The following is a 24,348-nucleotide window of genomic DNA, read 5'->3' as shown; positions in this document are numbered from 1 at the left end:
TCGGGGGGAGTCGGATGTCGCCATGACAGATCCCGCGACGACGCCCGAGGCACGCCGGTTCCCCGACCTGTGGGTGGACCCCGAGGACGACCCCCGCCAGCAGTGGGCCGACCCGGTCGGCGAGCTGGAGACCCACTGGTCCTACCTGCGGTCCTACCGCGCCACGATCGAGATGAAGTGCGAAGGGCTCGACGCCGAGCAGCTCGCCCGCCGCTCCGTGCCGCCGTCGACCCTGTCGCTGCTGGGGCTGGTGCGCCACCTGGCCAAGGTGGAGCATTCCTGGTCCCGCCGCGTCCTGCAGGGCGCGATGGACCTGCCGAAGCTCTACGTCGCCGACGGCGGCCCGGACTGGGACTTCGACGGCGCGGTCGCGGACCCTGAGATCGTCGCGGAGGCGTGGACCTCCTGGCGGCGCGAGACGGCGGCCGCCGACGCGTGGCTCGCCACCCAGACCGACGCGGACATGGGGCGGGTCGTGCCGTTCGACGGCACCAGCTCGACGGTGCGCGACATCCTCGAGCACCTCGTCGAGGAGTACGCCCGCCACGCCGGGCACGCCGACCTGCTGCGCGAGTGCATCGACGGCCGCACCGGCCAGTGACCCCGGCCGCCGGTCGAGCCTGTCGAGCCTGTCGAGACCCTGCCGCGGGTCTCGACAGGCTCGGCCACCGGGCCGCTACGTCGCGGGGACGCTCGCCGTCTCGTCCGCCTGCTCGCGGTCCACGCGCGCCGCGCGGAGGCGGGACATGATGACCGCGCCGAAGGCGATGCCCGCCGCGACGACGGCGATGACGATGCGCACTGCCTGGTTCGCGTCGGCCGGCACGCTCAGCATCACCACGGCGGGCGCGATGAGCACCGACACCAGGTTCATCACCTTGATGAGCGGGTTGATCGCGGGGCCGGCGGTGTCCTTGAACGGGTCGCCAACGGTGTCGCCGATGACGGTGGCGGCGTGCGCCTCGGAGCCCTTGCCGCCGTAGGCGCCGTCCTCGACGATCTTCTTCGCGTTGTCCCACGCGCCGCCCGAGTTCGCGAGGAACACGGCCATGAGGACGCCGGCGCCGATCGCGCCGCCGAGGAACCCGGCCAGCGGCCCGACCCCGAGCCCGAACCCGACCGCGATGGGCGCGAACGCCGCCAGCAGGCCGGGGGTGGCGAGCTCGCGCAGCGAGTCGCGGGTGCAGATGTCCACGACGCGGCCGTACTCGGGCCGCTCCTCGTAGGTCATGATCCCGGGGTGCTCGCGGAACTGGCGGCGCACCTCGAAGACGATCGCGCCCGCCGCGCGGGTCACGGCGTCGATGGCGAGGCCGGAGAAGAGGAACACCGTGGCGGCGCCGAGGATCACGCCCACGAGCGTCACGGGCGACACGATCTCGAAGCTGAGCATCGCCGGGACCAGGCCTGCGCCCCGCTCCGCGACCTCGCCCAGCGCCGTCGACACGGCGTCGGCGTACGAGCCGAAGAGCGCGGTCGCGGCGAGCACCGCCGTCGCGATAGCGATGCCCTTGGTGATCGCCTTGGTCGTGTTGCCCACCGCGTCGAGGTCCGTGAGGATCTGCGCGGCCTCGTCGTCGACGTCGCCGGACATCTCGGCGATGCCCTGCGCGTTGTCGCTCACCGGCCCGAAGGTGTCCATCGCGACGATGACGCCGACGGTCGTGAGCAGCCCGCAGCCCGCGAGCGCCACGAGGAACAGGGACAGCCAGAGCGAGCCGCCGGCGAGCAGGAAGACGCCGCAGATCGCGGCGGCGATGACGCCCGCGGTGTAGACGGCGGACTCGAAGCCCACCCCGATGCCGGACAGCACCACGGTGGCCGCGCCGGTGCGCGACGTCGCCGCGACGTGCAGCGTCGGCTTCGACGTCGTGCCGGTGAAGTAGCCGGTGATCCACAGGATGATCCCGGCGAGCACGACGCCGATGATGACGGCCAGCGACGCGACGACGCGCGGGTCGGCGGTGACCTCGCCGAGCTCGGCGGTGCCGGACAGGTCGGCGAACGACGACGGCAGGTAGACGAACGCGGCGACCGCGGCCAGCAGGGCCCCGACGACGGCGGACAGGTAGAAGCCACGGTTGATGGCCTTGAGGCCGTTCTCGCTGCCCCGCACGCGGGTGACGAGCACGCCCAGCAGCGCGACGAACGCGCCGACGGCGGTGACGATCAGCGGGAAGACGAGGCCCTGCTCCCCCATCACGGCCTTGCCGAGGATGAGGGCGGCGACCAGGGTGACGGCGTACGACTCGAAGAGGTCGGCGGCCATGCCGGCGCAGTCGCCCACGTTGTCGCCCACGTTGTCCGCGATGGTGGCGGCGTTGCGCGGGTCGTCCTCGGGGATGCCCTGCTCGACCTTGCCGACCAGGTCGGCTCCGACGTCGGCCGCCTTGGTGAAGATGCCGCCGCCGACCCGCATGAACATGGCCAGCAGCGCGGCGCCGAAGCCGAAGCCCTCCAGCACGGCCGGTGCCTCCGTGCGGTACACGAGCACGACGAGCGCCGCCCCCAGCAGCCCGAGCCCCACCACGGACATGCCCACGACGCCGCCGGTGCGGAACGCGATCCGTGCACCCTCCGCACGCCCGTCGGGGCGGGTCGAGGCTGCGGCCACCCGCACGTTGGCGCGCACGGCGAGCCACATGCCCAGGTACCCGATGGCGGCGGAGAACGCCGCACCGAAGAGGAACGCGATCGACCGCCCGACCCGGACCCCGCCGTCGCCGGGCAGCGCGAAGAGCAGCAGGAAGACCGCACCCGCGAACAGGGCCAGCGTGCGGAACTGGCGGTTGAGGTAGGCGGAGGCCCCCTCCTGGACGCCCCGCCCGATCTCCTGCATGCCGGGCGTGCCCTCGGGGGCGGCGAGCACCTGCCGCCGCAGGGTGGCCGCACACACGAGCGCGGCCAGCCCGATGACGGCGATGACCGCGACGATCGTGATGCTGCTGGAACCGAACGTGAGCATCCGTCCTCCTTGACGTGCTTCCTCGACCCGGCGGGACGGCGGTGACCGCCCGTCGGTAAGGTCCCGCCGTCGCCGTTGACGGCGGGATGCGGGGAGTCTACCCACATGTGACGGCCGTCACGAACCACCGTGGAATCCTGGCCCCAACGTTTCCCGTCCGCCGGCCGTCCAAGCGGGTGACGACGGCACGGGAGGGACTGGTGGGTCGACGATGAGTCGCTGGGAGGACGAGCTCGCCGAGCTCGCACGGGCACGGGGCCGCGCCCTGGTGGGGTACGCCTACGTGCTGTGCGGGGACCAAAGGCTCGCGGAGGACCTGGTGCAGGACGCGCTCGTCAAGGTGTTCGCGCGGCTGCGCCGCGGCACCTCCGGGGAGGCGCGGGGCGGCGCGGGCGTGCACCCGCTGGACGGCGGCGGGACGAGCGAGGCGTACGTGCGGCGCGCGATCCTCACGCTCTTCCTCGACGAGCACCGGCGCACGAAGCGCTGGGCGGCGGCGCGGCCGCTCGTGGCCACCGCCGACCGGACCCGCGGCGCGGCCTCGGGCGCGACGGCGCGTGCGGACGTCGCCGCCGCGCTCGGTCGCCTGGCCCCGCGCGAGCGGGCGTGCGTCGTCCTGCGCTACCTCGAGGACCTCACCGTGCCGCAGGTGGCCGACGCGCTCGGTCTCGCGCAGGGCACCGTCAAGCGCTACCTCGCCGACGCGACGGCGACGCTGCGCGACGTGCTGCGGGTCGCCGACGACGGGACCGGGCGCACCACCACCACGACCACGGGACGGAGGGCCGGACGATGAGCACGAACCGCGCGCGGGACGACTGGGCGGACGCCCGCACCGACGAGGCGCTGCGCCGCGAGCTGGACGCCCTCGCCGGCCTGGGCGCGTCGGCCTCGGGCCTCGACGACGCGCTGGGATCGGTGCGCCACCGGGTGCGACGACGGCGCACCGCCAAGCAGGCCGGCATCGGCGCCACCGTGCTCACCGTCGCCGCCGGGCTGGCGCTGGGCGGCGCCGCGCTGCTGCCCGACGCGCCGCAGCCCCTGCCCGGCCCGGCGACCAGCCCGACGCCCACGCCGTCGCCCTCGGGCGAACCCTCCCCGGACACGGGCACGGGGACCGCCTCCCCGCCCGAGACTGCGGGCACCGCGACGGGCTACCAGCCGGCGTGGCTCGAGGGGACCGACCTGGAGTGCGGCATGCGGTTCGACGACCTGCCGGGGAACACCGACGGCCGCCGGCTCGAGCTCCTCGGGGAGCCCGCGCTCGAGGACGACACCAGCGCCGACGGCACCGAGACCGTCCGGACCTGGCGCGCACCCACCCGGCTGACGGTCGAGCACTCGGCCGACGCCGGGCACCGGGTGAGCGCCCCCACGCTGCTGTGGCAGCTGGGTGCCCGTGTCGTCGACGTCGGTATCGACACCACCGAGCCGGGGATGGACCGGGTGGGCGACGCGCCCGCCGCACGGGACGCCGAGGACACGCCGCTCAGCACCTGCGATCCCGACCCCCGCACGGTGGACGGTGTCACGACCGACGAGTTCCGGACCGTGCTCGGCGCCGGGACGTACCAGGTGCGCGCGTTCGTGCAGCTGTGGTCGCCCGACCTCACGGACGTCGAGCTCGTCCTGTCCGACCCGGTGACCGTCACGCTCGAGGACCCGGTCGCCGGGGCGGGAACCGCGCGCGCCCCCGCAGGGACGTCGGACGCGAGCGGCCCGGAGTGCTCGGCCCGCGGGCTCGACCTGCCGGACCCGGACGTCGCGGGGCTTCCGGAGGCGACGCAGGTCACCGTGGTCTCGCTGTTCGACGCCGCTCGTGCGTGCGACGACGAGCGGCTGATCGAGCTCGCCGAGGCGCCCCGGCGGGTCGACGAGAACTGGGGCGCGCGCTCGCCGCGCGAGCTCCTCGAGCTGCCGGGGGCGGAGGAGACGGAGGACGTGTACGCGATCCTCGCGCGGCTGCTGTCGGGGACGCGGGTGTGCGCCGTCGAGCCGGTCGGCGACGACGGCGTCCAGCGCGCGTACGGCTGGCCGCGCATGTCCATGGGCGGCGGCTGCCCCTCGGCCGAGGCCGACTGGCAGGCGGCGGTGGGCGCCGGCGCGATCACGCGGCAGGAGTCCGACACGATGCGCGCGGCGGGACCGGACGGGTACGAGGGGTGGCGGCTGACCGTCGACGGGGACGGCAGGTGGATGCAGCTCGTCGACGGCTGGCTGGGGCCGCGCGGCGACTGAGCGGCCCGCCGCGCGCTCCGGTCACGTGGAAAGATGACGGTCATGCCCGACGTCGTCCCCGCAGCCGCCCGCGCCCACACCGAGGACCTGGGGGCGTTCGTCTCCGCCTCGCCGTCGTCGTACCACGCCGCGCAGGAGGTGGCCCGCCGCGCGGAGGCCGCCGGCTACGTCCGGCTGGACGAGACGTCCGCGTGGGACGTCGTGCCGGGCGGGCGCTACGTCGTGGTCCGCGACGGCTCGGCGATCGCCGTCGCGGTGCCGCCGACCGCGGGCGCGACGACGTCGTTCACCATCCTCGGGACGCACACCGACTCCACCGGGTTCAAGCTCAAGCCGAAGCCGACCACCGGCCGCGACGGCTGGGTGCAGGCCGGCGTCGAGGTGTACGGCGGCCCGCTGCTCAACTCGTGGCTGGACCGCGAGGTAGAGCTCGCCGGCCGCCTCGTCACCTCCGACGGCACGGAGCACCTGGTGCGCACCGGGCCGATCGCGCGCATCCCGCAGCTCGCGATCCACCTGGACCGCTCCGCGAACGAGGGGCTGACGCTCGACAAGCAGCGGCACACGCAGCCCGTCGTCGGGCTCGGCGACGTGTCGCAGGCCGACGTGCTGGCGGAGCTCGCCGCCGCGGCCGACGCGAGCATCGCCGCGTCCGACGTGCTCGGCTACGACGTCGTCCTGGCCGAGACGCAGCCCCCGCGCGCGTTCGGCATCGGCGAGGCGCTGTGGGCGTCGCCCCGCCTGGACAACCAGCTCTCGACGCACGCGGCGATCACGGCGCTGCTCGGCGTCGCGCCGGAGGACCTCACGGGGATCGGCGTCGTCGCGGCGTTCGACCACGAGGAGATCGGCTCGGGCTCGCGCTCGGGCGCGGCCGGCCCGTTCCTGGAGGACGTGCTGCGGCGCGTGTCGGCCGGGCTGGGCGCCTCGGAGGACGAGCGGGCGCGGGCGTTCGCGGCGTCGCTGTGCGTGTCGTCCGACGTCGGCCACGCGGTGCACCCGAACTACCCGGAGCGGCACGACCCGGCGAACCACCCGCACGCGGGCGGCGGCCCGATCCTCAAGATCAACGCCAACCAGCGCTACGCGACGGACGCGCACGGGGCCGCCCGCTGGCAGGCCGCGTGCGCCACGGCCGGGGTGCCCAGCCAGGAGTTCGTCTCGAACAACACGGTGCCCTGCGGCTCCACGACCGGGCCGATCACCGCGACGCGCCTCGGCATCCGCGTCGTCGACGTCGGCGCCGCCATCCTGTCGATGCACTCGGCGCGCGAGCTCACCGCCGTCGTCGACCCCTGGTACCTGTCCCGCGCGATGCAGGCGGTCCTCGCCGGCTGACCCCCCGTCGTGGTGAGGGCCGTCAGCGCAGGCCGAGCTTGCGGGTGCAGTGCGGCCACTGCCCCCAGCCGGCGCGGTCCTGCAGGATCTGCGCGCGCTTGGTCTGCTCGGACTTGCCGTGGCGGTGCGGCAGGCCCTTGCCGCCGACGGCGTGCCAGGTGCGGCCGGTGAACTGGTACATGCCGTAGAACCCGTTGCCCGTGTTGGTGCGCGGGTTGCCACCCGACTCGCAGCGCGCGAGCTGGCCCCACACGTTGCGCTTCGTGATGCGGCTGGTGGAGATCCAGCCCGTCCTGCCGCCGGGCACGCGCACCTTGACACGGTTGGTGTCGCGGCCGGTGGTGCGGGCCAGGACGGTGACCTTGGTACCGAGGCGCACCTTGGTGACCTTCGTCGAGCGCGAGCCGATGTCCTTGGTCAGCGTGACCTTCCCCTTGGTGTAGCGGGTGCCGGACACGTCCTTGAGCTTGGTCGCCGTGACGGCCTTCTTGGACACCCAGCCGACCTTGCCGGCGGGCGTGCGCACCTGGAGGCGGTGCGTACCGCGGTCGAGGACGCGGAGCCGCGTGCCGTCGTCGGGCCGGGCGACGGTCCGGGACCTGCTGGACGGGGTCTTCGTCATGGGGGCCTTGTTCCACTTCACCCAGCGGACGCCGCCACCGCCGGCGGCGGTGCGCACGGACTGCGTGACGGCGGACGCGGGGGCCGCGGAGGCGGGGCTCGCAGCGGCCGCGGCCGGCACCACCATGGCGGAGGTGACGAGCGCGCCGGCGACTGCGGCCACGACGGAACGACGGGGGGTGGATCGAGGCATGCGTACCAGGGAACGATGTCACGATCGGATAACAAAACCCGTTCGGGAATGCTCACGCCCTCTTCACCGGATGCGGACGCCATCCCGGGTCAAACGGCGACATCACGCCGCTACCGCACGCTTCGCCCATGGGCTGACATGCCCGAACTGCGCCTCAGGCGCGGCGGCGACGGCGCACGAGCAGCAGTGCGGCCCCCGCGCCGAGCAGCGCGGCCGCGGCGACGACCAGCCCTGCCACGGTCGCGCCCGTGCGCGGCAGCTGCGCGACGGCGTCCGTCGTCCCGTCGGCCTGGTCCCCCGCCAGCGCGACCGCCTGCTCCGGGGCGTCGGCGTCGACCAGCGGCAGCGCGCCGCCCGCGACGTCGTGCGACGACCCCGTCGCCTGGGGGCGTGACGCCGAGGGCTCGTCCGCGGGCGCGGGCTGCGTGTCGTCATCGGACGCGGCGCCCGGCGTCTCGGGCTCGCCGCCGGGGACGGCCGGCTCCTCGGTCGTGTCCTCCCGCGGGGGCGTGACCGGGGACGGGGTCTCGGGACCGGGCGCCTCGACGTCGGGCGTGGACGGCGTCCCCGTGGCCGGGGGCATCGAGGGCTCGGGGGTCTCGGACGGCTCGGGGACCGACCCGGTGGCCGGCGTGCACACCGGCTCCTGCCCACCCTCGCCGAAGTGCTCGTTGTAGCCCTCGACCTGGACCCAGGTGATGCACAGCTCGGCGGGGACCTCGCCGAGCACCGCGGACCACGGCAGGAACTGCTTCCCGACGTACGCCCCCGAGGGCCTCTGGTTGAGGGTCTCGAAGTGGATGCCGGCGCCCTGCTGTCCCGCCCCTGGCGTCGTGTACCGGATGTTGACGTGCCCGCCGTCGCGGAAGGCGTCGCCCGCGGGCAGGGTGAGCCCGTCCGCCGTGACCTGGTAGGGCGGCTCGTCGTCGGAGCCGCCGGCGGCAGCCGGCCCGGCGGAGATCAGGAGGAGGGCGGCGGCGGTCGCCGCGACGGTGGCATGGCGCATGAAGGGGTCCTTCGTCGGAGTCGGGGGTGCGGCCGGGCCCCGGGAGACGGAGCGGCCTGCAGCCGAAAGATCCTAGGGTCGATCCGTCGGGGAAATGCGTCTTTCGCATGATTTCAGCCTGATGTCGGGACAAACTTCACCCTCCTGCCGTGCGTCCGTCGGCACGACCGCGCGCCCTGCGCGCGGTGCGAGACTGTCGCCCGTGCCCGCCGCCCCCGACCTCGAGCCCGAGCAGCACCCGCTGCTCGACGTGCTCACCGCGCACGGCGCGCGGGCGGACCGGCTCACGCACGTGCGCACCTTCCCCGCGCGCGCCGGGGTGACGTCGGACTGGCCGGCCTGGGCGGACCCGGGCGTGGTCGACGGCTACCGCACGCTCGGTGTCGACCGCCCCTGGGCGCACCAGGTCGAGGCCGCCGACGCCGCCCGGTCCGGGCGGCACGTCGCGCTCGCGACGTCGACCGGCTCGGGCAAGTCCCTCGCCTTCTGGCTGCCCGCGCTCACGGCGGTGCGCGGGGCCGAGCCCGCCACCGTGCTCTACCTCTCCCCCACCAAGGCGCTGGCAGCCGACCAGCTCGCGGGCCTGGAGCGGCTGGTCGCGGGGATGCCCGGGACGCGCCCCCGCGTGGCGACCTGCGACGGCGACACCCCCACGGAGGAGCGTCGTTGGGTGACCGAGCACGCCGACGTCGTGCTCACCAACCCCGACTTCCTGCACTTCTCGCTGCTGCCCGGCCACCGGCGGTGGGCGCGGCTGCTGCGCGGGCTCCGGTACGTCGTCGTCGACGAGGGGCACGCGTACCGCGGCGTCTTCGGGGCGCACGTGTCGCTGGTGCTGCGTCGGCTCACCCGGCTGGCGGCCCACTACCGCCCCCTGTCGGACACCCAGCTCGCCGGGGTGGGCGCGGCGTCCGACCGCCGGGCGGCCGCGGACCGGTCGGACGCGCCGCTCGCCGGCGCCGACCCTCGGTCCGACAGGTCGCCCGTGTTCGTGGTGGCCAGCGCGACGACGGCGGAGCCCGCGGCGAGCACGGCGCGGCTGGTGGGGGTGGCGCCCGAGGACGTCGTCGCGGTCACGGCGGACGCGTCGCCGGCGGGGCGGCGCACGTTCGCGCTGTGGCAGCCGCCGGAGGTGGCGGGGTTCGAACGGTCGCGGGCCACGGGCGAGGCGCCGTCGCACGACGACGACCCGTGGGCGCTGCCCGACCCGCTCGACCCGTCCCACTCGGAGCACGAGGCGGAGGCCGTGCTCACGACCCGCGGTGCCGCGGAGCACCCGCGCCGCTCGGCCACCGCCGAGACGGCCGACCTGCTCGCCGACCTCACGGCGCACGGCGCGCGCACGCTCGCGTTCACCCGGTCGCGGAGGGGGGCGGAGTCCGTGGCGCAGCAGGCGCGGGACCACCTGCGACCGGTGGCCGCGGGGCTGGAGGCACGGGTCGCGAGCTACCGCGGCGGGTACCTCCCGGAGGAGCGCCGCGAGCTGGAGGAGGCGCTGCGCACCGGCGAGCTGCGCGGGCTGGCCACGACCAACGCGCTCGAGCTGGGCGTCGACATCTCGGGGCTCGACGCCGTGCTCGTCGCGGGCTGGCCGGGCACCCGCGTGTCCCTCTGGCAGCAGGCGGGGCGCGCCGGGCGAGCCGGCGCCGAGGGCCTGGTCGCGTTCGTCGCGCGCGAGGACCCGCTGGACACGTACCTCGTGACCCACCCCGAGGCGGTGTTCGACGCCGCGCTCGAGGCCACCGTCTTCGACCCGGCCAACCCGCACGTCCTGGCGCCGCAGCTGTGCGCCGCCGCGCAGGAGGTGCCGCTGCGCGCCGACGACCTCGCCCCCTTCGGGGACCCGGTGGCGGTGCGCGAGGTGCTCGACGTGCTCGTCGCCCGCGGCGCGCTGCGGCGCCGCCCCTCCGGCTGGTACTGGACGCACGCGCAGCCCGCGTCGGCGATGGCCGACCTGCGCGGGACGGGCGGGCGGCCCGTGCGCGTGGTCGAGGCGACGACGGGGCGGCTGCTCGGCACCGTGGACGCCGGGTCGGCGGACGGGCAGGTGCACGACGGCGCGGTGTACGTGCACCAGGGCGCGACGTTCGTCGTGGATCATCTGGATCTCGCCGAGCACGTGGCGCTCGTGGTGCGCAAGGACGTGGAGCACGGCACCTGGTCGCACGAGGTCATGGAGATCGCGATCGACGAGGAGGGGCACCGGCCGGTCGAGGGCCGCGACTGGGGCCCCGTGCGGTGGGGCCTCGGCCCGGTGGAGGTGACGAGCCAGGTGGTGAGCTTCCAGCGCCGCCGGCTGCCCGACATGCAGGTGCTCGGCACGGAGGCGCTCGACCTGCCGTCGCGCACGCTGGCCACGACCGCCGTCTGGTGGTCGGTGCCGGACTTCGTGCTGCGCGCCGCGGGGATCTCCGCGGACGAGACGCCGGGCGCGCTGCACGCGGCCGAGCACGCGTCGATCGGCCTGCTGCCGCTGCTGGCGACGTGCGACCGGTGGGACCTGGGCGGCGTCTCGACGGAGGTGCACCCCGACACCGGGGAGGCCACGGTCTTCGTGTACGACGCGTACCCGGGCGGCGCCGGCTTCGCCGAGCGCGGGTACGAGCTGGGCGCGCGCTGGCTGCGCGCCACCCGCGACGCGATCGCCGCGTGCGCCTGCGCGGAGGGGTGCCCGGCGTGCGTCCAGTCGCCCAAGTGCGGCAGCGACAACGCGCCCCTCGACAAGTCCGCGGCCGTGCGCTTGTTGGATGCCGTGCTGAGCCACGCGCCGGCGGAACCTACCATCGTGAGGTGACTACCGAGATCGACCTCGCCGAACGCCGCCGTTCCCGCGAGGACACGCGCGTCGACCCAGCCAACTCCCGCTCGTGGCTGCTGCTGTCGGCACTGCGCGACGACATGTTCGACGCCGCCCAGCTCTCCCGCGCCGACCAGGTGATCCTCGACTGCGAGGACGCGGTCGACGACAGCCGCAAGGACGAGGCCCGTCAGAAGGTGCTCGACTGGTTCTCCGCGGGCGGCCGCGCCTGGGTGCGCATCAACGAGCGCGGCTCGCAGGCGTGGGCGGACGACGTCCGCGCCCTGTGGGACTCGAAGGGTCTGCGCGGCGTCATGCTCGCCAAGACCGAGTCGCCCGACCAGGTGATCGACACGGCCCAGCGGCTCGGCGGCAGCGTGCCGGTGATCCCGCTGGTCGAGTCCGCGCTGGGCATCGAGGACGCCGTGAGCATCGCGCGCGCCCCCGGGGCCTTCCGCCTGGCGTTCGGCTCCGGGGACTACCGCCGGGACACGGGCACCGCCAACGAGTCCCTCGCGATGGCCTACCCGCGCTCGCGCCTCGTCACCGCCAGCCGGATCGGCGGGCTGCCCGGCCCGATCGACGGCCCCACCGTCGGCACCAGCCACTCGCTGCTGCGCGAGCAGTCCGCGGACGGCGTGGCCCTCGGCCTCACCGGCAAGCTCTGCCTGGACCTGGAGACGCCGGCCGTCATCAACGAGTCCTTCAGCCCGTCCAGCGCGGACGTCGCATGGGCGATCGACTTCCTGGCCGACTTCGAGGCGTCCGGCTCCGTGATCCGCGACGGGTCGGACAAGCCCCGCCTGGCCCGCGCCCGCAAGATCAGCGAGCGCGCCGCGCTGTTCAACGTCAACCCCTCCTGATCCCGGCCCCGGCCGCACCTCGGTCCCGGCACGCCTCACGGCGATGCCCCAGGCTGAGGTGCCGGCTCGGTCCCGGCCGACGGCTCGCGGCCGGGTGACGCGCCGGGCCTCGGCCCGGCGCGGGCGTGCGCGGTGGCGTCGCCGAGCGACCCCGCCCACGGCCCGACGTCCGGGCCGAGGGCGGCACGCGACGCCCGGACGCCGACCGTGCCGCCGTCCTCCGGGACGCACGCCACCACCTGCCCGCCGTTGCGGTGCACGGCCTCGGCGGCCGTCGCGCAGGGGTCGGCACCCTGCCGCCACGCGGTCGCGGCGGCGAGCGCACCCAGGTCCGCGGCGGCCTGGGCCGCACCTCGCGCCCGCTGCGCGGCCCCCAGCGCGCCGACGGCCAGCGCGAGCAGCACGACCACCGCCGTCAGAGCGAGCACGACGACGGTCCCCGCGCCGCGCTCCCGGCTCGCGGACGTCCCGTCCTGCTCCGCCCTGGATTCGCGCGTCCTGCCGCCGCGCGACCTGCCCTCGCGCGTCGCGTCGCCCGCGGCGCTCACGGCTCGACCCACGCCGTCGCGTCGCCGGACGCCCGTACGGGCGCTCCGGCGAACCAGCCGCCCACGACCGGCCGCGTCACGGAGACGCGCACCCACGTGCCGTCGCGCGTGACGGCCAGCTCGGCGTCGTCGCCGCCGACCTGCGCGACGGCGTGCCGGGCAGCCGCGTCGTCCTCCCCGATGGCGTAGGCGCGTGCCCCGGCCCGGGCCGCGTCCAGGGCGCGCATCTGCGCCGTGGACGCGGCCGCGAGGCTGAGCACCGCGACCAGCAGGAGGACCACCACCGGCAGGCCGACGGCGAGCTCGGCCGTCACCGCACCCCGCTCGCCGTCGGCTCCCGGCGGCCGACCCCCGTGGGCACGCGCCGGGCGTGCCCTTCTGCTGCGGTGCGGGCGCATCAGACGGACAGCGCCGAGCTGATGATGTTCTCCAGCAGGCCGCGGACGGTATCGCTCTTGAGCACCGCGATGAGCAGGCCGGCGAACCCGACCGCCGCCACGGTGGCGACGGCGTACTCCGCGGTGGCCAGCCCCGCCTCCGGATCCGGGTGGGCAGGCGCCGCCTCGGCCCCCCGGCCCCGGCCGCCGGTCGCGCCGACCTCCGGCGCCGTCCCCGGCCCCTGCTCGCTCTCAGCCGCCACGCGGCCGTCGTCCTCGTTCGTCATGGCTCCTCCGTGTTCCTCTCGTGGGTGTTCCTTGCGGTGTCCTTCGCGCGACCTGGCCCGGACGGTCCGGGCCGGTCGTGCCGCGTCCACCCGGCCGGGCGGGCGCGGCGGACCCGGGCGGCGCCCGGGTCGTCGTGGGCCGGGCACGGTCACCCGGACAACAGGTCGACGCCCAGCGCGAGCAGCACGGGCACGAGGCCGATCAGCACGAACGCGGGCAGGTAGCACGCGCCGAGCGGCAGCACGAGCCGCACGGCCAGGCGCGCCGCCGCCGTGCGCGCGGCCGCACGCCGCGCACGCAGCAGCTCCTCGCCCGCGGCCCGCAGCGCGCCGGACGGGGACGCACCGTCGGTCCAGGCCCCGCGCAGCGCCCGGTGCGCCGGGCCGAGCCGGTCCGGGGCGTCGCGCCACGCGCCCTCCCAGTCGGCGCCGAGGCGTAGCGCGTCCGCCGCCGCGCGCAGGGCCACGCCGTCGGGCGACCTCGAGCCGGACGCCCCCGACCACGACGCGCCGTCGAGTGCCGCGCCCGTCGCCTCGAGGGCGCGGGGCACCCCGGCTCCCGCGCGCAGGGCGGCACCGAGGAGCTCCAGCACGACGGGCACGTCCACGGGATCCGCAACGCGCCCGTCGGCGTGCGTGGGCGCGCGACCGTCCAGGGCCAGGCACGCCACCCGCCTGTCGGCGGCACCGCGCGCCAGCCACCAGGGCAGGAGCGCGAGCAGCACGGCCGCCGCGACCGTCCACGCGGCCGCCGCGAGCGTGAGCGCGCCGGGCCCGGCCGGGATCTCGGTCATGTCGCCCCCTCCCCCGCAGCCCGGGCGGCCGCGACCAGGCGGCGGGTCCACACCCACCCGGCCGCGAGCAGCAGGAGTCCCAGGCACACCGCGACGGATCCGACCCCACCGTCGAGCGCCGTCGCCAGCGGGTCGGCGCCGAGCACCCAGCCGAGCGCCGCTCCCAGCAGCGGCAGCCACATCAGCACGCGCGCGGTGGCGCGCGGCCCGGCCAACGACGCCTCCCGCTCCCCGCGGGCCTCCGCCTCGGCCACCAGCGCCCCGGACACGGCGTCGAGCACCGACGCGAGCGGGGCCCCCACGTCACGGGACAGCACCGCCGCGGCCACCACCGACCGGGCATGCCCCGCCCCGCCGACCACCGGCGCCAGGGCCGCCAGGTCAGGCACGCCGGTCGCGTCGACGGGCACCGCGAGCGCGCGCGACCAGGCCGCCGCGGGCGGCGCCCCGGACCGCAGCAGCGCCATCACCTGTGCGACGGCGACCCGCACCGCGTCCGCCTCCGTCGACGCGTCCCGTCCGCGGCGCCGCAGCGCCCCCGACCGGCGGCGACGCGGGACCGAGCGGCGCGCGAGGCGGTCCGCGCGGCGTCCGCCGCGTCCCAGCACCAGCCACGCGGCGAGCGCCACCCAGAGCCCGACGGCCGGCGGGCCCGCCCCGAGCCCCGCGGCGAGTCCGGTCACGACGACCACCGCCCCACGAGCTCCTCCCACGCGCCGTCGGGCCGAGGGTCCGCGCCCGGCGACCACTCGGCGGCACGACGGACCGTGAGCCGGCCGTCGCCGTCCCGCCCGACCAGGCCGATCTCGGCCAGGTGGCGACGGCCGCCACGCCGCCGCAGGTGCAGCACCACGTCGAGGGCGGCGGCCGCCTGCGCGGCCACGGCGTCCCGCGGCATCCCGGCCAGGGCCGCGAGCGCCTCCAGCCGCGCGGGGACGTGCTCGACGGCGTTGGCGTGCACCGTCGCCATCCCGCCGTCGTGGCCGGTATTCATGGCGAGGAGCAGCTCACGGACCTCGGCGCCGCGGCACTCGCCGACGACGATCCGGTCCGGCCGCATCCGCAGGGCGCCGCGCACCAGCTCGGTGAGGGTGACCTCCCCGACGCCCTCGACGTTGGGGCGCCGGGCTGCGAGCGACACCACGTGCCGGTGCCGGGGCGCGAGCTCGCGGGCCTCCTCGACCACGAGCACCCGCTCGGCGGGCGGCACCAGCGAGAGCAGCGCGGCGAGCAGCGTGGTCTTCCCGGTGCCGGTGCCGCCCGTGACGAGCAGGTTGGCCCGGCCGGTGACGAGCGCGTGCAGCACGGCCTCCCACCGCGGCGGCAGCCCGCCCCCGGCGACCAGGGTCTCCACGGAGTGCGCCGCCTGCCGCAGCACCCGCAGCGCGATCACCGCGCCGGCAGGGGCGACCGGCTCCACGACGGCGTGCAACCGTGTGCCGTCGGGCATGCGCGCGTCCACGGTCGGGGCGGCGTCGTCCAGGCGCTGCCCGGCGACGGCCGCCATCCGCACGGCGAGTGCTCGCACGGCGTCGGGGGTGCCGAGGTCGAGGTCCACCCGCCGGAGCCCGTCGCCGCGGTCCACCCAGACGTCGTGCGGCCCGTTGACGAGCACGTCGGTGACGTCGGGCGCGTCGAGCAGCTCCTGCAGCGGCCCGGCGCCGGTGAGCTCGGCCCGGGCCGCGCGCGCGAGGTCGGTCAGCGCCGCCGACCCGAACACGCGCCCGGTGGCCTGGAGGGCCACCCGCACGGCGGCGTCGTCGAGCGCCGTCCCGGACGGGCCGACACGGGCCCGCACGTCGTCGAGCAGGTCGCGGTCGACGAGCGCTCGTCCCGTCACGACGCACCTGCCAGCGCCGTCACGAGCGAGGCCGCGGCACGACCGAGCGGGGTCCGCCTCCCGACGGGTGGCCCGTCGCCGCGGTCGACGGCGGCGGCGAGGCGGGGGTCCGCGCGCACGGTCGCGGCCACCGGGAGCCCGACGGCGTCGACCAGGGCAGCCGCGTCGACGCGGCCGGGTGCGGGCCGCCGCGCGACGAGCCACGGGTCTCTCACGTCGAGCTCGACCAGCTCGGACCACGTCGCCAGCGCGCCGGCGACGCCGGGCGCGGTGCACGGAGCGACGAGCAGCACCGCGTCGGCGGTGGTCACGAGCATCCGCGCGGCCGCGGTCCACGCGGCGGGGCGGGGCAGGTCGAGCACCACCGTCTCGCCGCCGCGCAGCACCCCGGTGCAGACGTCCACGACCACCGCGTCGTCGGGGCGGGCGGGGCTCAGCCGTGCACCGGAGAGCACGGGTACCGCACGCCAGCGGGGCAGCGCGGCGACCAGCCCGACCCCGTCCACGTCCCCGCGGGCGGCGGCGAGCTCGGGCCAGCGTGCCCCGGGCTCGTCCTCGATGCCGAGCAGCACGTCGACGCCGGGGCCCGGCAGGTCGAGGTCCACGAGGACCGCGCCCTCCCCCGCCCGCCGGAGCCCCTGGGCGAGGGCCGCGGCCAGGGTGCTCACCCCGGCGCCTCCGCACGCGCCGACGACGGCGACCGTGCGGCGCCCCCGCCCCGGTGCCCAGGGCGCGGGCCCGTGCGGCGGCCAGGTGGTCGTCGGCCGGGTGGTCGTCGGCCGGGGCAGCGTGCGGGTGGGTGCGTCGTCCATGCGCCCCAGGCTCGTCCGCACCGCGGACCCGCCGGGGTCGCGCGCGACGATCTGTGGACGGCGGTCGCCTGGGGGCGCGTTCCGTGCCGCGTCAGGCCGCGGCGGCGTCCTCCTGGACGGGCGCGACGTCGTCGGCCCGACGCCCCCGCTCCCGCTCGGCGCGCAGCGCCGGCAGGAAGCACAGGACACCCAGCACGCTGAACGCGCCGCCGAGCATCATCGCGAGCGGCGTCGACCCGCTCTGCGCCACCCAGCCCAGCGCGGGCGACGCGACGGCGTACGACGCGAACCCCACCATCGACGCCATGGACAGCACGGTGGAGCGGTTGTCGCGGCGCGCCTCGCGGTGCAGCAGGGCGTTGTAGCTCGGCCCCGAGCTGCCGTGCAGCCCGTAGGTGACGAGGTAGGCGACCACCAGCATCGCGGGGCCGCCCGCCAGCCCCATCCACACGGCGCCGAGTCCGTTGAGCACGCGGGCGGCCATCGCCGTGCGGGCCACCCCGAACCTGCGGCTGGCGAGGCCGCACAGGGCCGCGCCGAGGGCGAAGGCCCCCCACCCGATCGACGCGACCGGACCCATGACGGCGCCCGCCGCCGCCTCGCCGCCGAGCAGCTCCGCCATCCGGATGGGCTGCAAGGACTCGAACACGACCATCGCCGTCGCCGCGAAGAGCTCGACCAGGAGCAGGCCGCGCAGCACGCGGTTGTCGCGCGCGAGCCGCAGTCCGGAGGCGACGACCGCGGGCATCTGCCGGGCGGAGGCGGCGGTGGACCGCAACGCCGCGCGCCAGCGGTGGCGTCGCGCCGGCACCGCGCCCGTGCCGACGGCGGCAGGGCGACGCGGCACCTCGCGCACGAGCATCGCGACCATCACGAGGTGCACCACCGCCAGCACCGCGTACGTCGCGTACGGGAGCGCGAGCGCCGACCACCCGGTGAACGGGTGCCACCAGACGAGCCCGCCGGAGACGAGCGCGCCGAGGGCGATCGACACCCCGAGCACGGTGCCCTGGTGCGCGAGCGTGCGGTCGACGTCGGCCCCGGGGTGCTTCGCGTGCACGGCGTCGACGAACCACGCCTCCAGCGGACCGGAGTCCAGCGCGCGGAACATGCCCATGAGCGCGGCCGCGACGACGAACGCCCAGACCGACTGCGCCAGCAGGAACGTGGTGGCGGCCAGGACCTGCACCACGGCGGAGGCGATGAGCATCGGCCTCCGCCCGACCGCGTCGGCGGTGCCGCCGGTCGGGAGCTCGAGCGCGAACACGACGAGGCCCGTCACGGAGGCGAGGGTGAGCGTCTGGGCCACGGTGAGGCCGCGCTCGATCGGCAGCAGCGTCGTGACGGTGACGACCAGCCCGACGGGGAACCACCGGGTGGCGGTGAGCAGGAGGAAGACGCGCTGCGGGCTCATGACTCGTCCTTGCTCTCCGAGGCCCGGTCGACGGCGGCCGGCACGTCGTCGGCGTCGAGCGGGAACAGGAACCGCCACAGGTGCAGGCGCCGCGCGCGGGGGTCGCCGGTGCCGACGCGCAAGTACCTGTTGACCACGGCCTCGAGCTCCTCCGCCATCGCGGCCGCCTGCTCGGGCGTGACGTCCACCCAGGTGTCGGTCATGCCGGCGACGTCGGTCCACTCCTTCGGCCAGCTCTCGGCGACGTCGAGCCAGTGGGCGTAGCTCGTGTCGAACTGTCGGTGATAGTCGCGCACCAGCCAGCCGAGCGCCGTCTGCGCGTCCTCGTCGCCGCCGAAGTCGGAGTCTCGCCATCCGTGGCTCTGCGTGGCCGCCTGCCAGAGGCGCTCCTTGCCGCGCCCCTCCTCGGTGTCGGTCACGAGACCGACGGACTCCAGCTTGCGGAGGTGGTAGCTGGTGGCGCCGGTGTTGGTGGACAGCTCGGCCGCGAGCGCCGTCGCCGACGCCGGGCCCCCGCGCCGCAGCGCGCCGAGCAGCCGCGAGCGCAACGGGTGGGCGAGGACCTTGGCGGCCTCGGCGGTCAGCTCGAGGTGGGTGTACGGGCGCTCCGGCGTCGGTTCCATGCGTGCACAGTAACCATGCACAACTCTTGTGCACAAGGCTTCTGCACAAGAGTTGTGCATGAATCCCGGCTCGACGCGGCGACCCGCACGGCTAGGCTCGCCCCGTGACCGACCAGCGACCCGGACCGCGCGAGGCGGCACCGGCGACACCCCGGGCGCGCGTCGCGGCCTTCTTCGACCTCGACAAGACGATCATCGCGACGAGCTCGTCGGCCGCGTTCTCCAAGCCGTTCTACGCCGGAGGCCTCATCACGCGCGGCGACGTGCTGCGCAGCGCGTACGCGCACCTCCTCTTCTACGCCGGCAACGCCGACGCCGGCCAGACGGAGCGGATGCGCAAGCACCTGTCCGAGCTCGCCACCGGCTGGGAGGTGAGCAAGGTGCAGCAGATCGTCGCCGAGACGGTGCACGAGCTCATCGACCCGTACGTCTACGCCGAGGCCGTCGAGCTCATCGCCGAGCACCACGAGCTCGGGCACGACGTCGTCATCGTGTCCGCCTCCGGCACGGAGCTCGTCGAGCCGATCGCCACCGTGCTCGGGGCCGACCACGTCGTCGCCACCCGCATGGCCGTCGAGGACGGCCGGTACACCGGCGAGATCGAGTTCTACGCCTACGGGGAGCAGAAGGCCGAGGCCGTGCGCGAGCTCGCCGCCCGCCGCGGCTACGACCTCGAGCGCAGCTACGCCTACTCCGACTCCGTGACGGACGCGCCGATGCTGGGCGCCGTCGGGCACGGCTTCGCCGTCAACCCCGACAAGACGCTGCGCCGCGTGGCCGCCGAGAACGGCTGGGGCGTGCTCACGTTCTCCCGCCCCGTGGCCCTCCGCTCCGCGATCCGTCCGCCCGCCGTGGCCCTCGCCGCGGGCGGCGTCGTCCTCGCCGGTGTGGCCGCCTGGCTGCTCCGGCGCTGGTGGCGGCGTCGGCACGCCTGAGCGCTTGCAGGACCGCCCGGGCGGGCGTTCCATGGAGGGAGACAGCCGGACGCGGGACCCACGCTAAGGAAGTCCCCGGTTGAGGACCCACTCGGTGGGAACGACCCCGCCCAGTGATCGGACCAAGCGCCTGCTACCCGCGTCCGGGCTGGCGAGAGCGGCGCTCGGACGACACGTCTCCCGGGCGCCGTCCTCGTGTCGGCTCACCGGTCCCGGTCGCGCCACTCCGCCGCGAGGATCCCGTAGGTGTAGCCGTCCACCCACCCCAGCTCGTCGTGCCACGAGTCCTGCACGCCGTGCTCCTCGCGCCGCATGCCCACCTTCTCCATGACGCGCCACGACGCCGTGTTGGCGGCGAAGCAACCGGCCGTGACCCGGTGCAGCCCCAGCTCGGCGAACGCGACCTCGAGCAGACCGCCCGCGATCGCGGTCGCGACGCCGCGGCCCGCGTACGCCGGGTCGACCAGGTAGCCGAGGGCCCCCTGGGCCCCACGCCAGACGTCGCCCTGCGACTGCCCCATGGCGTCGCTCACGGACAGCGTCCCCGTCCCGACGACGGCGCCGTCCAGGTCCGCGACGGCCGCGTGATCGGTCGGGTCGTCCACGGACGCGAGCCAGGACGCGCGGAACCGCTCCGGGTCCACCTGCGTACGCAGCAGCCAGCGCGTCACGTCGGGCCGGTTGCGCCACGTGAGCACCTGGTCCAGGTCGGCGGACGTCGGCGGGCGCAGCACGATCGGGCCCGACCGTCGCGGCCACGTCACCTCGGGGGTCGTCATGATGCACGTCTACCAGGCGCGACGGCGGCGGGCCCACGGCTTTTCGTCGCCACCCGGGCGCCCGGCGGGGCGGGCGACGACCGATCCGGCGACCTTTTTGCAAGGAGTGCGGCCGAACCGTGGGACGGCGTGACCCCGGTCACGCGCCAGGTCTAGACTCCCGACGGCGGGCCCTGCGGGGCGCCGCCGTCCCCGGGGTCGCGACGCGCCGTCGTTCGCCGGGGAACGCACCAGCGACGATGCGCACCGGAGGTAAGCGTGCCAGAGAACGAGACCACCGCCCCCAGCCTCGAGAACCTGTTGCACGAGACGCGAGCGTTCCCGCCCAGCCCCGCGTTCGCGGCGCAGGCGAACGCCCAGCCGTCCCTGTACGAGGAGGCCGCGGCCGACCGGCTCGGGTTCTGGGCCGACCAGGCACGGGAGCTGGTCAGCTGGTCCACGCCGTTCACCCAGACGCTGGACTGGTCCGAGGTCCCGGTCGCGAAGTGGTTCGCCGACGGGAAGCTCAACGCCGCGTACAACGCGGTGGACCGGCACGTCGAGGCCGGGCTCGGCGACCGGGTCGCCCTCCACTTCGAGGGCGAGCCGGGCGACACCCGCACGGTCACCTACGCGGACCTCCAGCGCGAGGTCTCCCGCGCCGCGAACGCGCTCACGTCGCTGGGCGTCACCAAGGGCGACCGTGTCGTCGTCTACCTGCCGATGCTCGTCGAGTCGGTCGTCGCGATGCTCGCGTGCGCCCGCATCGGAGCCCCGCACTCCGTGGTCTTCGGCGGCTTCTCCGCCGACGCGCTGCGCAGCCGCATCGCCGACGCCGAGGCGAAGCTGGTCATCACGGCCGACGGCGGCTACCGCCGCGGCGCGCCGTCCGCCCTCAAGCCCGCCGTCGACGCGGCGCTCGCGCCCAAGGACGGCGAGCCCGCGACCACCGTCCAGCACGTGCTCGTCGTGCGCCGCACCGAGCAGGACGTCGAGTGGACCGACGGCCGCGACGTCTGGTGGCACGACGCCCTGGAGCAGGCCGACCCGGTGCACGAGCCGGTCGAGGTGGACGCGGAGCACCCGCTGTTCATCCTGTACACGTCGGGCACCACGGGGAAGCCGAAGGGCATCCTGCACACCACGGGCGGCTACCTGACGCAGGCGGCGTACACGCACAGGAACGTCTTCGACCTCAAGGCCGAGAGCGACGTCTACTGGTGCACCGCCGACATCGGCTGGGTCACCGGGCACTCGTACGTCGTGTACGGCCCGCTGACCAACGGCGCCACGCAGGTGATCTACGAGGGCACCCCGGACACCCCGCACCGCGGCCGCTGGTGGGAGCTCGTCGAGAAGTACAAGGTCTCGATCCTCTACACCGCCCCCACCGCCATCCGCACCTGCATGAAGTGGGGCGAGGACATCCCCGCCGGCTTCGACCTGTCGAGCCTGCGCGTGCTCGGCTCGGTGGGCGAGCCCATCAACCCGGAGGCGTGGATGTGGTACCGCCGCGTCATCGGCGGCGACACGGCACCCATCGTCGACACCTGGTGGCAGACCGAGACGGGCGCGATCATGATCAGCCCGCTGCCCGGCGTCACCGCCACCAAGCCCGGCTCGGCACAGGTGGCCCTGCCCGGCATCGTGGCCGACGTCGTGGACGACGAGGCGCGCTCCGTGCCCGACGGCGGCGGCGGGTACCTCGTGCTCTCCGAGCCGTGGCCGTCCATGCTGCGCGGCATCTGGGGCGACCTCCAGCGCTTCAAGGACACGTACTGGTCGCGGTTCGAGGGCCTGTACTTCGCCGGCGACGGCGCGAAGAAGGACGAGGACGGCGACATCTGGCTGCTCGGCCGCGTGGACGACGTCATGAACGTCTCCGGCCACCGCCTGTCGACGACGGAGATCGAGTCCGCCCTCGTCTCGCACGACGTCGTGGCCGAGGCCGCCGTGGTCGGCGCCAACGACGAGACCACCGGCCAGGCCGTCGTGGCGTTCGTGATCCTGCGCGGCGAGCACGCCGACCGCGCGTCCACCCCCGAGGGCGCCGAGGAGGTGCAGCAGGAGCTGCGCAACCACGTCGCCAAGGAGATCGGTCCGATCGCCAAGCCGCGCCGCATCCTCGTCGTGCCGGAGCTGCCCAAGACCCGGTCCGGCAAGATCATGCGCCGCCTGCTGCGCGACGTCGCCGAGAACCGCACCGTGGGCGACGCGACCACGCTCGCCGACTCGTCGGTGATGGACCTCATCTCCGCGGGCCTCGCCAAGCCGTCGGCGGCCAACGAGGACTGAGACCGGCACGACAGGCCGAGCCTGCCGGGACCGCACCGTCCCGGCAGGCTCGGCCTAAGCGTTTCATCGGCCTGACCGGCTCCGGCACCTCGACCAGGGTGGGACCGCACGCGCAGCGCGTGCCGAGTCGCACGAGAGACGAGGACGTCCCGCCATGCAGCGCTCACCCCACCCACCCCTTCCTCCCGGCACGACGACCCGCCGTGCGGCGCGGCGCGGCGTCCCGGCGGCGGTCGCCGCGGCCGCGCTCGCGGCCGGCGCGGCGGCCACGTTCGTCGCGACGGCAGCCGACGCCCGGGCCGACACCCCGCCCGGCATCCACGTCGCCGACGGCCGTGTCGTCGAGGCCGACGGCACCGACCTCGTGCTCCGCGGCGTCAACCACGCGCACACCTGGTACACCCAGCAGACCGCGTCGTTCGCGGACATCAAGGCCGCGGGCGCCAACAGCGTGCGGGTCGTCCTGTCCAGCGGCGACCAGTGGACCCGCAACACCCCGGAGGACGTCGCGAACGTCGTGGACCTCTGCGAGGAGAACCAGCTGGTCTGCATCCTCGAGGTGCACGACACCACCGGGTACGGCGACACGTCCGCGCCCGCCGCCGCCACCCTCGACCAGGCGGTCGACTACTGGGAGGACCTGTACCCGACGCTCGTGGGCACCGAGGACTTCGTCGTGGTGAACATCGGCAACGAGCCGATGGGCAACGACGACGCCACCAACGAGACCTGGGGCAGCGCGACCTCCGACGCCATCGTGCGGCTGCGCGACATCGGGTACGAGCACGCGCTCGTCGTCGACGCGCCCAACTGGGGCCAGGACTGGAAGAACTACATGCGGCCCGCGGCCGCCGACGTGTTCGCCTCCGACCCCGACGCCAACACGATCTTCTCGATCCACATGTACAGCGTGTACAACCAGCACCAGACGGTGACGGACTACCTCGAGTTCTTCGTGGACGCGGGGCTGCCGATCATCGTCGGCGAGTTCGGCTGGCAGCAGACCTCCGCCGACGTCGACGAGGACTGGGTGCTGTCGGAGGCGGAGCGCCTCGACCTCGGCTGGCTCGCCTGGTCGTGGAGCGGCAACACCGACCCGTACCTCGACATGGTGCTCGGCTTCGACGCCACGAACCCCAGCGCGTGGGGCACCCGGATCATCGACGGTGCCGACGGCCTGCGGGAGACCGCCGTCGAGGCGTCGTGGTTCGGCGGCGGCACCGAGCCGACCGACCCGCCCACCGACCCGCCCACCGACCCGCCGACCGACCCGCCCACCGACCCGCCCACCGACGACGCCTGCACCGCCACGGTGCGGGTCGTCGCCTCGTGGTCCGGCGGCTGGCAGGGCGAGGTGATCGTGACGGCCGGCGACGCCGCCGTCGACGGCTGGGACGTCGCGTTCGCGCTGCCCACGGGCGTCACGGTCGCCCAGGTCTGGGGTGGCGAGGCGACGTCGGACGCCGACGGCGTCCACGTGACCCACGCCGCCTGGAACCGCACGCTCGCCGCGGGAGCCACGGCGACCGCCGGGTTCATCGGGACGGGGAGCGCGCCGTCCGCCGCGCCGACCGCCACCTGCACGACGAGCTGACCCGCCCGGACGCCGACCATGCGGTGGCGCACGTTCTGACGGTCCAGAAC

Annotated in this window: 22 protein-coding genes; 9 read left to right on the top strand and 13 right to left on the bottom strand. The window is 75.6% G+C overall.

Annotated elements, in window-relative coordinates; translation table 11 throughout:
* Positions 1-22 precede the first annotated feature (22 nt).
* Entirely contained in the window at positions 23-601 is a 579-nt protein-coding gene (locus ACFQ8Y_RS13965) for a DinB family protein (RefSeq protein ID WP_430564465.1), read from the top strand.
* A 75-nt stretch (positions 602-676) separates the two neighbouring features.
* Here the strand turns inward: ACFQ8Y_RS13965 and ACFQ8Y_RS13960 are convergent, their stop codons facing one another.
* Positions 677-2,965 (bottom strand): sodium-translocating pyrophosphatase, encoded by a 2,289-nt coding sequence (locus tag ACFQ8Y_RS13960; RefSeq protein ID WP_430585829.1) that lies wholly within the window; start codon positions 2,963-2,965, stop codon positions 677-679.
* 211 nt (positions 2,966-3,176) lie between these two features.
* On the opposite strand from ACFQ8Y_RS13960, the gene ACFQ8Y_RS13955 reads away from it, so the two are divergent.
* From ACFQ8Y_RS13955 to ACFQ8Y_RS13945, 3 genes are read left to right on the top strand one after another with little or no spacing between them, the layout of a single operon-like run.
* Positions 3,177-3,761, top strand: a complete 585-nt coding sequence (locus tag ACFQ8Y_RS13955; RefSeq protein ID WP_430552390.1) for a sigma-70 family RNA polymerase sigma factor — start codon at positions 3,177-3,179, stop codon at positions 3,759-3,761.
* On the top strand, positions 3,758-5,203 hold the full coding sequence (locus tag ACFQ8Y_RS13950) for a hypothetical protein (RefSeq protein ID WP_430585828.1): 1,446 nt from the start codon (positions 3,758-3,760) through the stop codon (positions 5,201-5,203). Before ACFQ8Y_RS13955 ends, ACFQ8Y_RS13950 begins: the two co-directional genes overlap by 4 nt.
* A gap of 42 nt (positions 5,204-5,245) precedes the next feature.
* Positions 5,246-6,541, top strand: a complete 1,296-nt coding sequence (locus ACFQ8Y_RS13945; protein ID WP_430585827.1) for a M18 family aminopeptidase — start codon at positions 5,246-5,248, stop codon at positions 6,539-6,541.
* A gap of 22 nt (positions 6,542-6,563) precedes the next feature.
* On the opposite strand, the gene ACFQ8Y_RS13940 is transcribed toward ACFQ8Y_RS13945, so the two are convergent.
* Both ACFQ8Y_RS13940 and ACFQ8Y_RS13935 read right to left on the bottom strand, forming a co-directional pair.
* On the bottom strand, positions 6,564-7,355 hold the full coding sequence (locus tag ACFQ8Y_RS13940; RefSeq protein WP_430585826.1) for a transglycosylase family protein: 792 nt from the start codon (positions 7,353-7,355) through the stop codon (positions 6,564-6,566).
* A 154-nt stretch (positions 7,356-7,509) separates the two neighbouring features.
* On the bottom strand, positions 7,510-8,361 hold the full coding sequence (locus ACFQ8Y_RS13935; protein WP_430585825.1) for an LPXTG cell wall anchor domain-containing protein: 852 nt from the start codon (positions 8,359-8,361) through the stop codon (positions 7,510-7,512).
* A 202-nt stretch (positions 8,362-8,563) separates the two neighbouring features.
* Between ACFQ8Y_RS13935 and ACFQ8Y_RS13930 the strand changes: the two genes are divergently transcribed.
* Both ACFQ8Y_RS13930 and ACFQ8Y_RS13925 read left to right on the top strand, forming a co-directional pair.
* Positions 8,564-11,155 (top strand): DEAD/DEAH box helicase, encoded by a 2,592-nt coding sequence (locus ACFQ8Y_RS13930; RefSeq protein WP_430585824.1) that lies wholly within the window; start codon positions 8,564-8,566, stop codon positions 11,153-11,155.
* Positions 11,152-12,021, top strand: a complete 870-nt coding sequence (locus ACFQ8Y_RS13925) for an HpcH/HpaI aldolase/citrate lyase family protein (RefSeq protein WP_429765942.1) — start codon at positions 11,152-11,154, stop codon at positions 12,019-12,021. Before ACFQ8Y_RS13930 ends, ACFQ8Y_RS13925 begins: the two co-directional genes overlap by 4 nt.
* A 35-nt stretch (positions 12,022-12,056) precedes the next feature.
* On the opposite strand, the gene ACFQ8Y_RS13920 is transcribed toward ACFQ8Y_RS13925, so the two are convergent.
* The 9 genes from ACFQ8Y_RS13920 to ACFQ8Y_RS13880 form a co-directional block, all read right to left on the bottom strand.
* The gene (locus tag ACFQ8Y_RS13920; RefSeq protein ID WP_430564457.1) at positions 12,057-12,569 is read right to left on the bottom strand and encodes an Rv3654c family TadE-like protein; all 513 of its coding nucleotides are present in this window, start codon (positions 12,567-12,569) and stop codon (positions 12,057-12,059) included.
* Positions 12,566-12,883, bottom strand: coding sequence for a TadE family type IV pilus minor pilin (locus ACFQ8Y_RS13915; RefSeq protein WP_430552383.1), 318 nt, complete (start codon positions 12,881-12,883; stop codon positions 12,566-12,568). The genes ACFQ8Y_RS13920 and ACFQ8Y_RS13915 overlap by 4 nt, the downstream gene beginning before the upstream one ends.
* An 83-nt stretch (positions 12,884-12,966) precedes the next feature.
* The gene (locus ACFQ8Y_RS13910; RefSeq protein WP_430585823.1) at positions 12,967-13,233 is read right to left on the bottom strand and encodes a DUF4244 domain-containing protein; all 267 of its coding nucleotides are present in this window, start codon (positions 13,231-13,233) and stop codon (positions 12,967-12,969) included.
* Between the two features lie 149 nt (positions 13,234-13,382).
* Entirely contained in the window at positions 13,383-14,027 is a 645-nt protein-coding gene (locus ACFQ8Y_RS13905) for a type II secretion system F family protein (protein ID WP_430564455.1), read from the bottom strand.
* Positions 14,024-14,719, bottom strand: coding sequence for a type II secretion system F family protein (locus ACFQ8Y_RS13900; RefSeq protein ID WP_430585822.1), 696 nt, complete (start codon positions 14,717-14,719; stop codon positions 14,024-14,026). The genes ACFQ8Y_RS13905 and ACFQ8Y_RS13900 overlap by 4 nt, the downstream gene beginning before the upstream one ends.
* On the bottom strand, positions 14,707-15,867 hold the full coding sequence (locus ACFQ8Y_RS13895; RefSeq protein ID WP_430552379.1) for a TadA family conjugal transfer-associated ATPase: 1,161 nt from the start codon (positions 15,865-15,867) through the stop codon (positions 14,707-14,709). The genes ACFQ8Y_RS13900 and ACFQ8Y_RS13895 overlap by 13 nt, the downstream gene beginning before the upstream one ends.
* Complete coding sequence (gene ssd, locus ACFQ8Y_RS13890) at positions 15,864-16,679, bottom strand: septum site-determining protein Ssd (RefSeq protein WP_430585821.1); 816 nt, start codon at positions 16,677-16,679, stop codon at positions 15,864-15,866. Before ssd ends, ACFQ8Y_RS13895 begins: the two co-directional genes overlap by 4 nt.
* 91 nt (positions 16,680-16,770) lie before the next feature.
* Entirely contained in the window at positions 16,771-18,093 is a 1,323-nt protein-coding gene (locus ACFQ8Y_RS13885) for an MFS transporter (protein WP_430585820.1), read from the bottom strand.
* Complete coding sequence (locus ACFQ8Y_RS13880; RefSeq protein ID WP_430564450.1) at positions 18,090-18,716, bottom strand: winged helix-turn-helix domain-containing protein; 627 nt, start codon at positions 18,714-18,716, stop codon at positions 18,090-18,092. The genes ACFQ8Y_RS13885 and ACFQ8Y_RS13880 overlap by 4 nt, the downstream gene beginning before the upstream one ends.
* Before the next feature lie 104 nt (positions 18,717-18,820).
* Here ACFQ8Y_RS13880 and ACFQ8Y_RS13875 point away from each other — a divergent pair, with 104 nt between their 5' ends.
* Positions 18,821-19,651, top strand: coding sequence for an HAD family hydrolase (locus tag ACFQ8Y_RS13875; RefSeq protein ID WP_430585819.1), 831 nt, complete (start codon positions 18,821-18,823; stop codon positions 19,649-19,651).
* Positions 19,652-19,854: 203 nt separating this feature from the next.
* Here ACFQ8Y_RS13875 and ACFQ8Y_RS13870 read toward each other — a convergent pair whose 3' ends face one another.
* Complete coding sequence (locus ACFQ8Y_RS13870) at positions 19,855-20,430, bottom strand: GNAT family N-acetyltransferase (protein ID WP_430585818.1); 576 nt, start codon at positions 20,428-20,430, stop codon at positions 19,855-19,857.
* Between the two features lie 258 nt (positions 20,431-20,688).
* Here ACFQ8Y_RS13870 and acs point away from each other — a divergent pair, with 258 nt between their 5' ends.
* Positions 20,689-22,704 (top strand): acetate--CoA ligase, encoded by a 2,016-nt coding sequence (acs, locus tag ACFQ8Y_RS13865; RefSeq protein WP_430585817.1) that lies wholly within the window; start codon positions 20,689-20,691, stop codon positions 22,702-22,704.
* A gap of 154 nt (positions 22,705-22,858) precedes the next feature.
* A complete protein-coding gene (locus ACFQ8Y_RS13860) occupies positions 22,859-24,298 on the top strand; it encodes a cellulase family glycosylhydrolase (RefSeq protein WP_430585816.1) in 1,440 nt (479 codons plus the stop codon).
* The last annotated feature ends 50 nt before the right edge of the window (positions 24,299-24,348 follow it).

This window comes from Isoptericola sp. NPDC056605 (assembly GCF_042792795.1).
In the GTDB taxonomy this organism is placed as follows: Bacteria; Actinomycetota; Actinomycetes; order Actinomycetales; family Cellulomonadaceae; genus Isoptericola.
The sequence above is the reverse complement of the archived record's forward strand: the minus strand, read 5'-3'. Positions and strand labels throughout refer to the sequence as shown.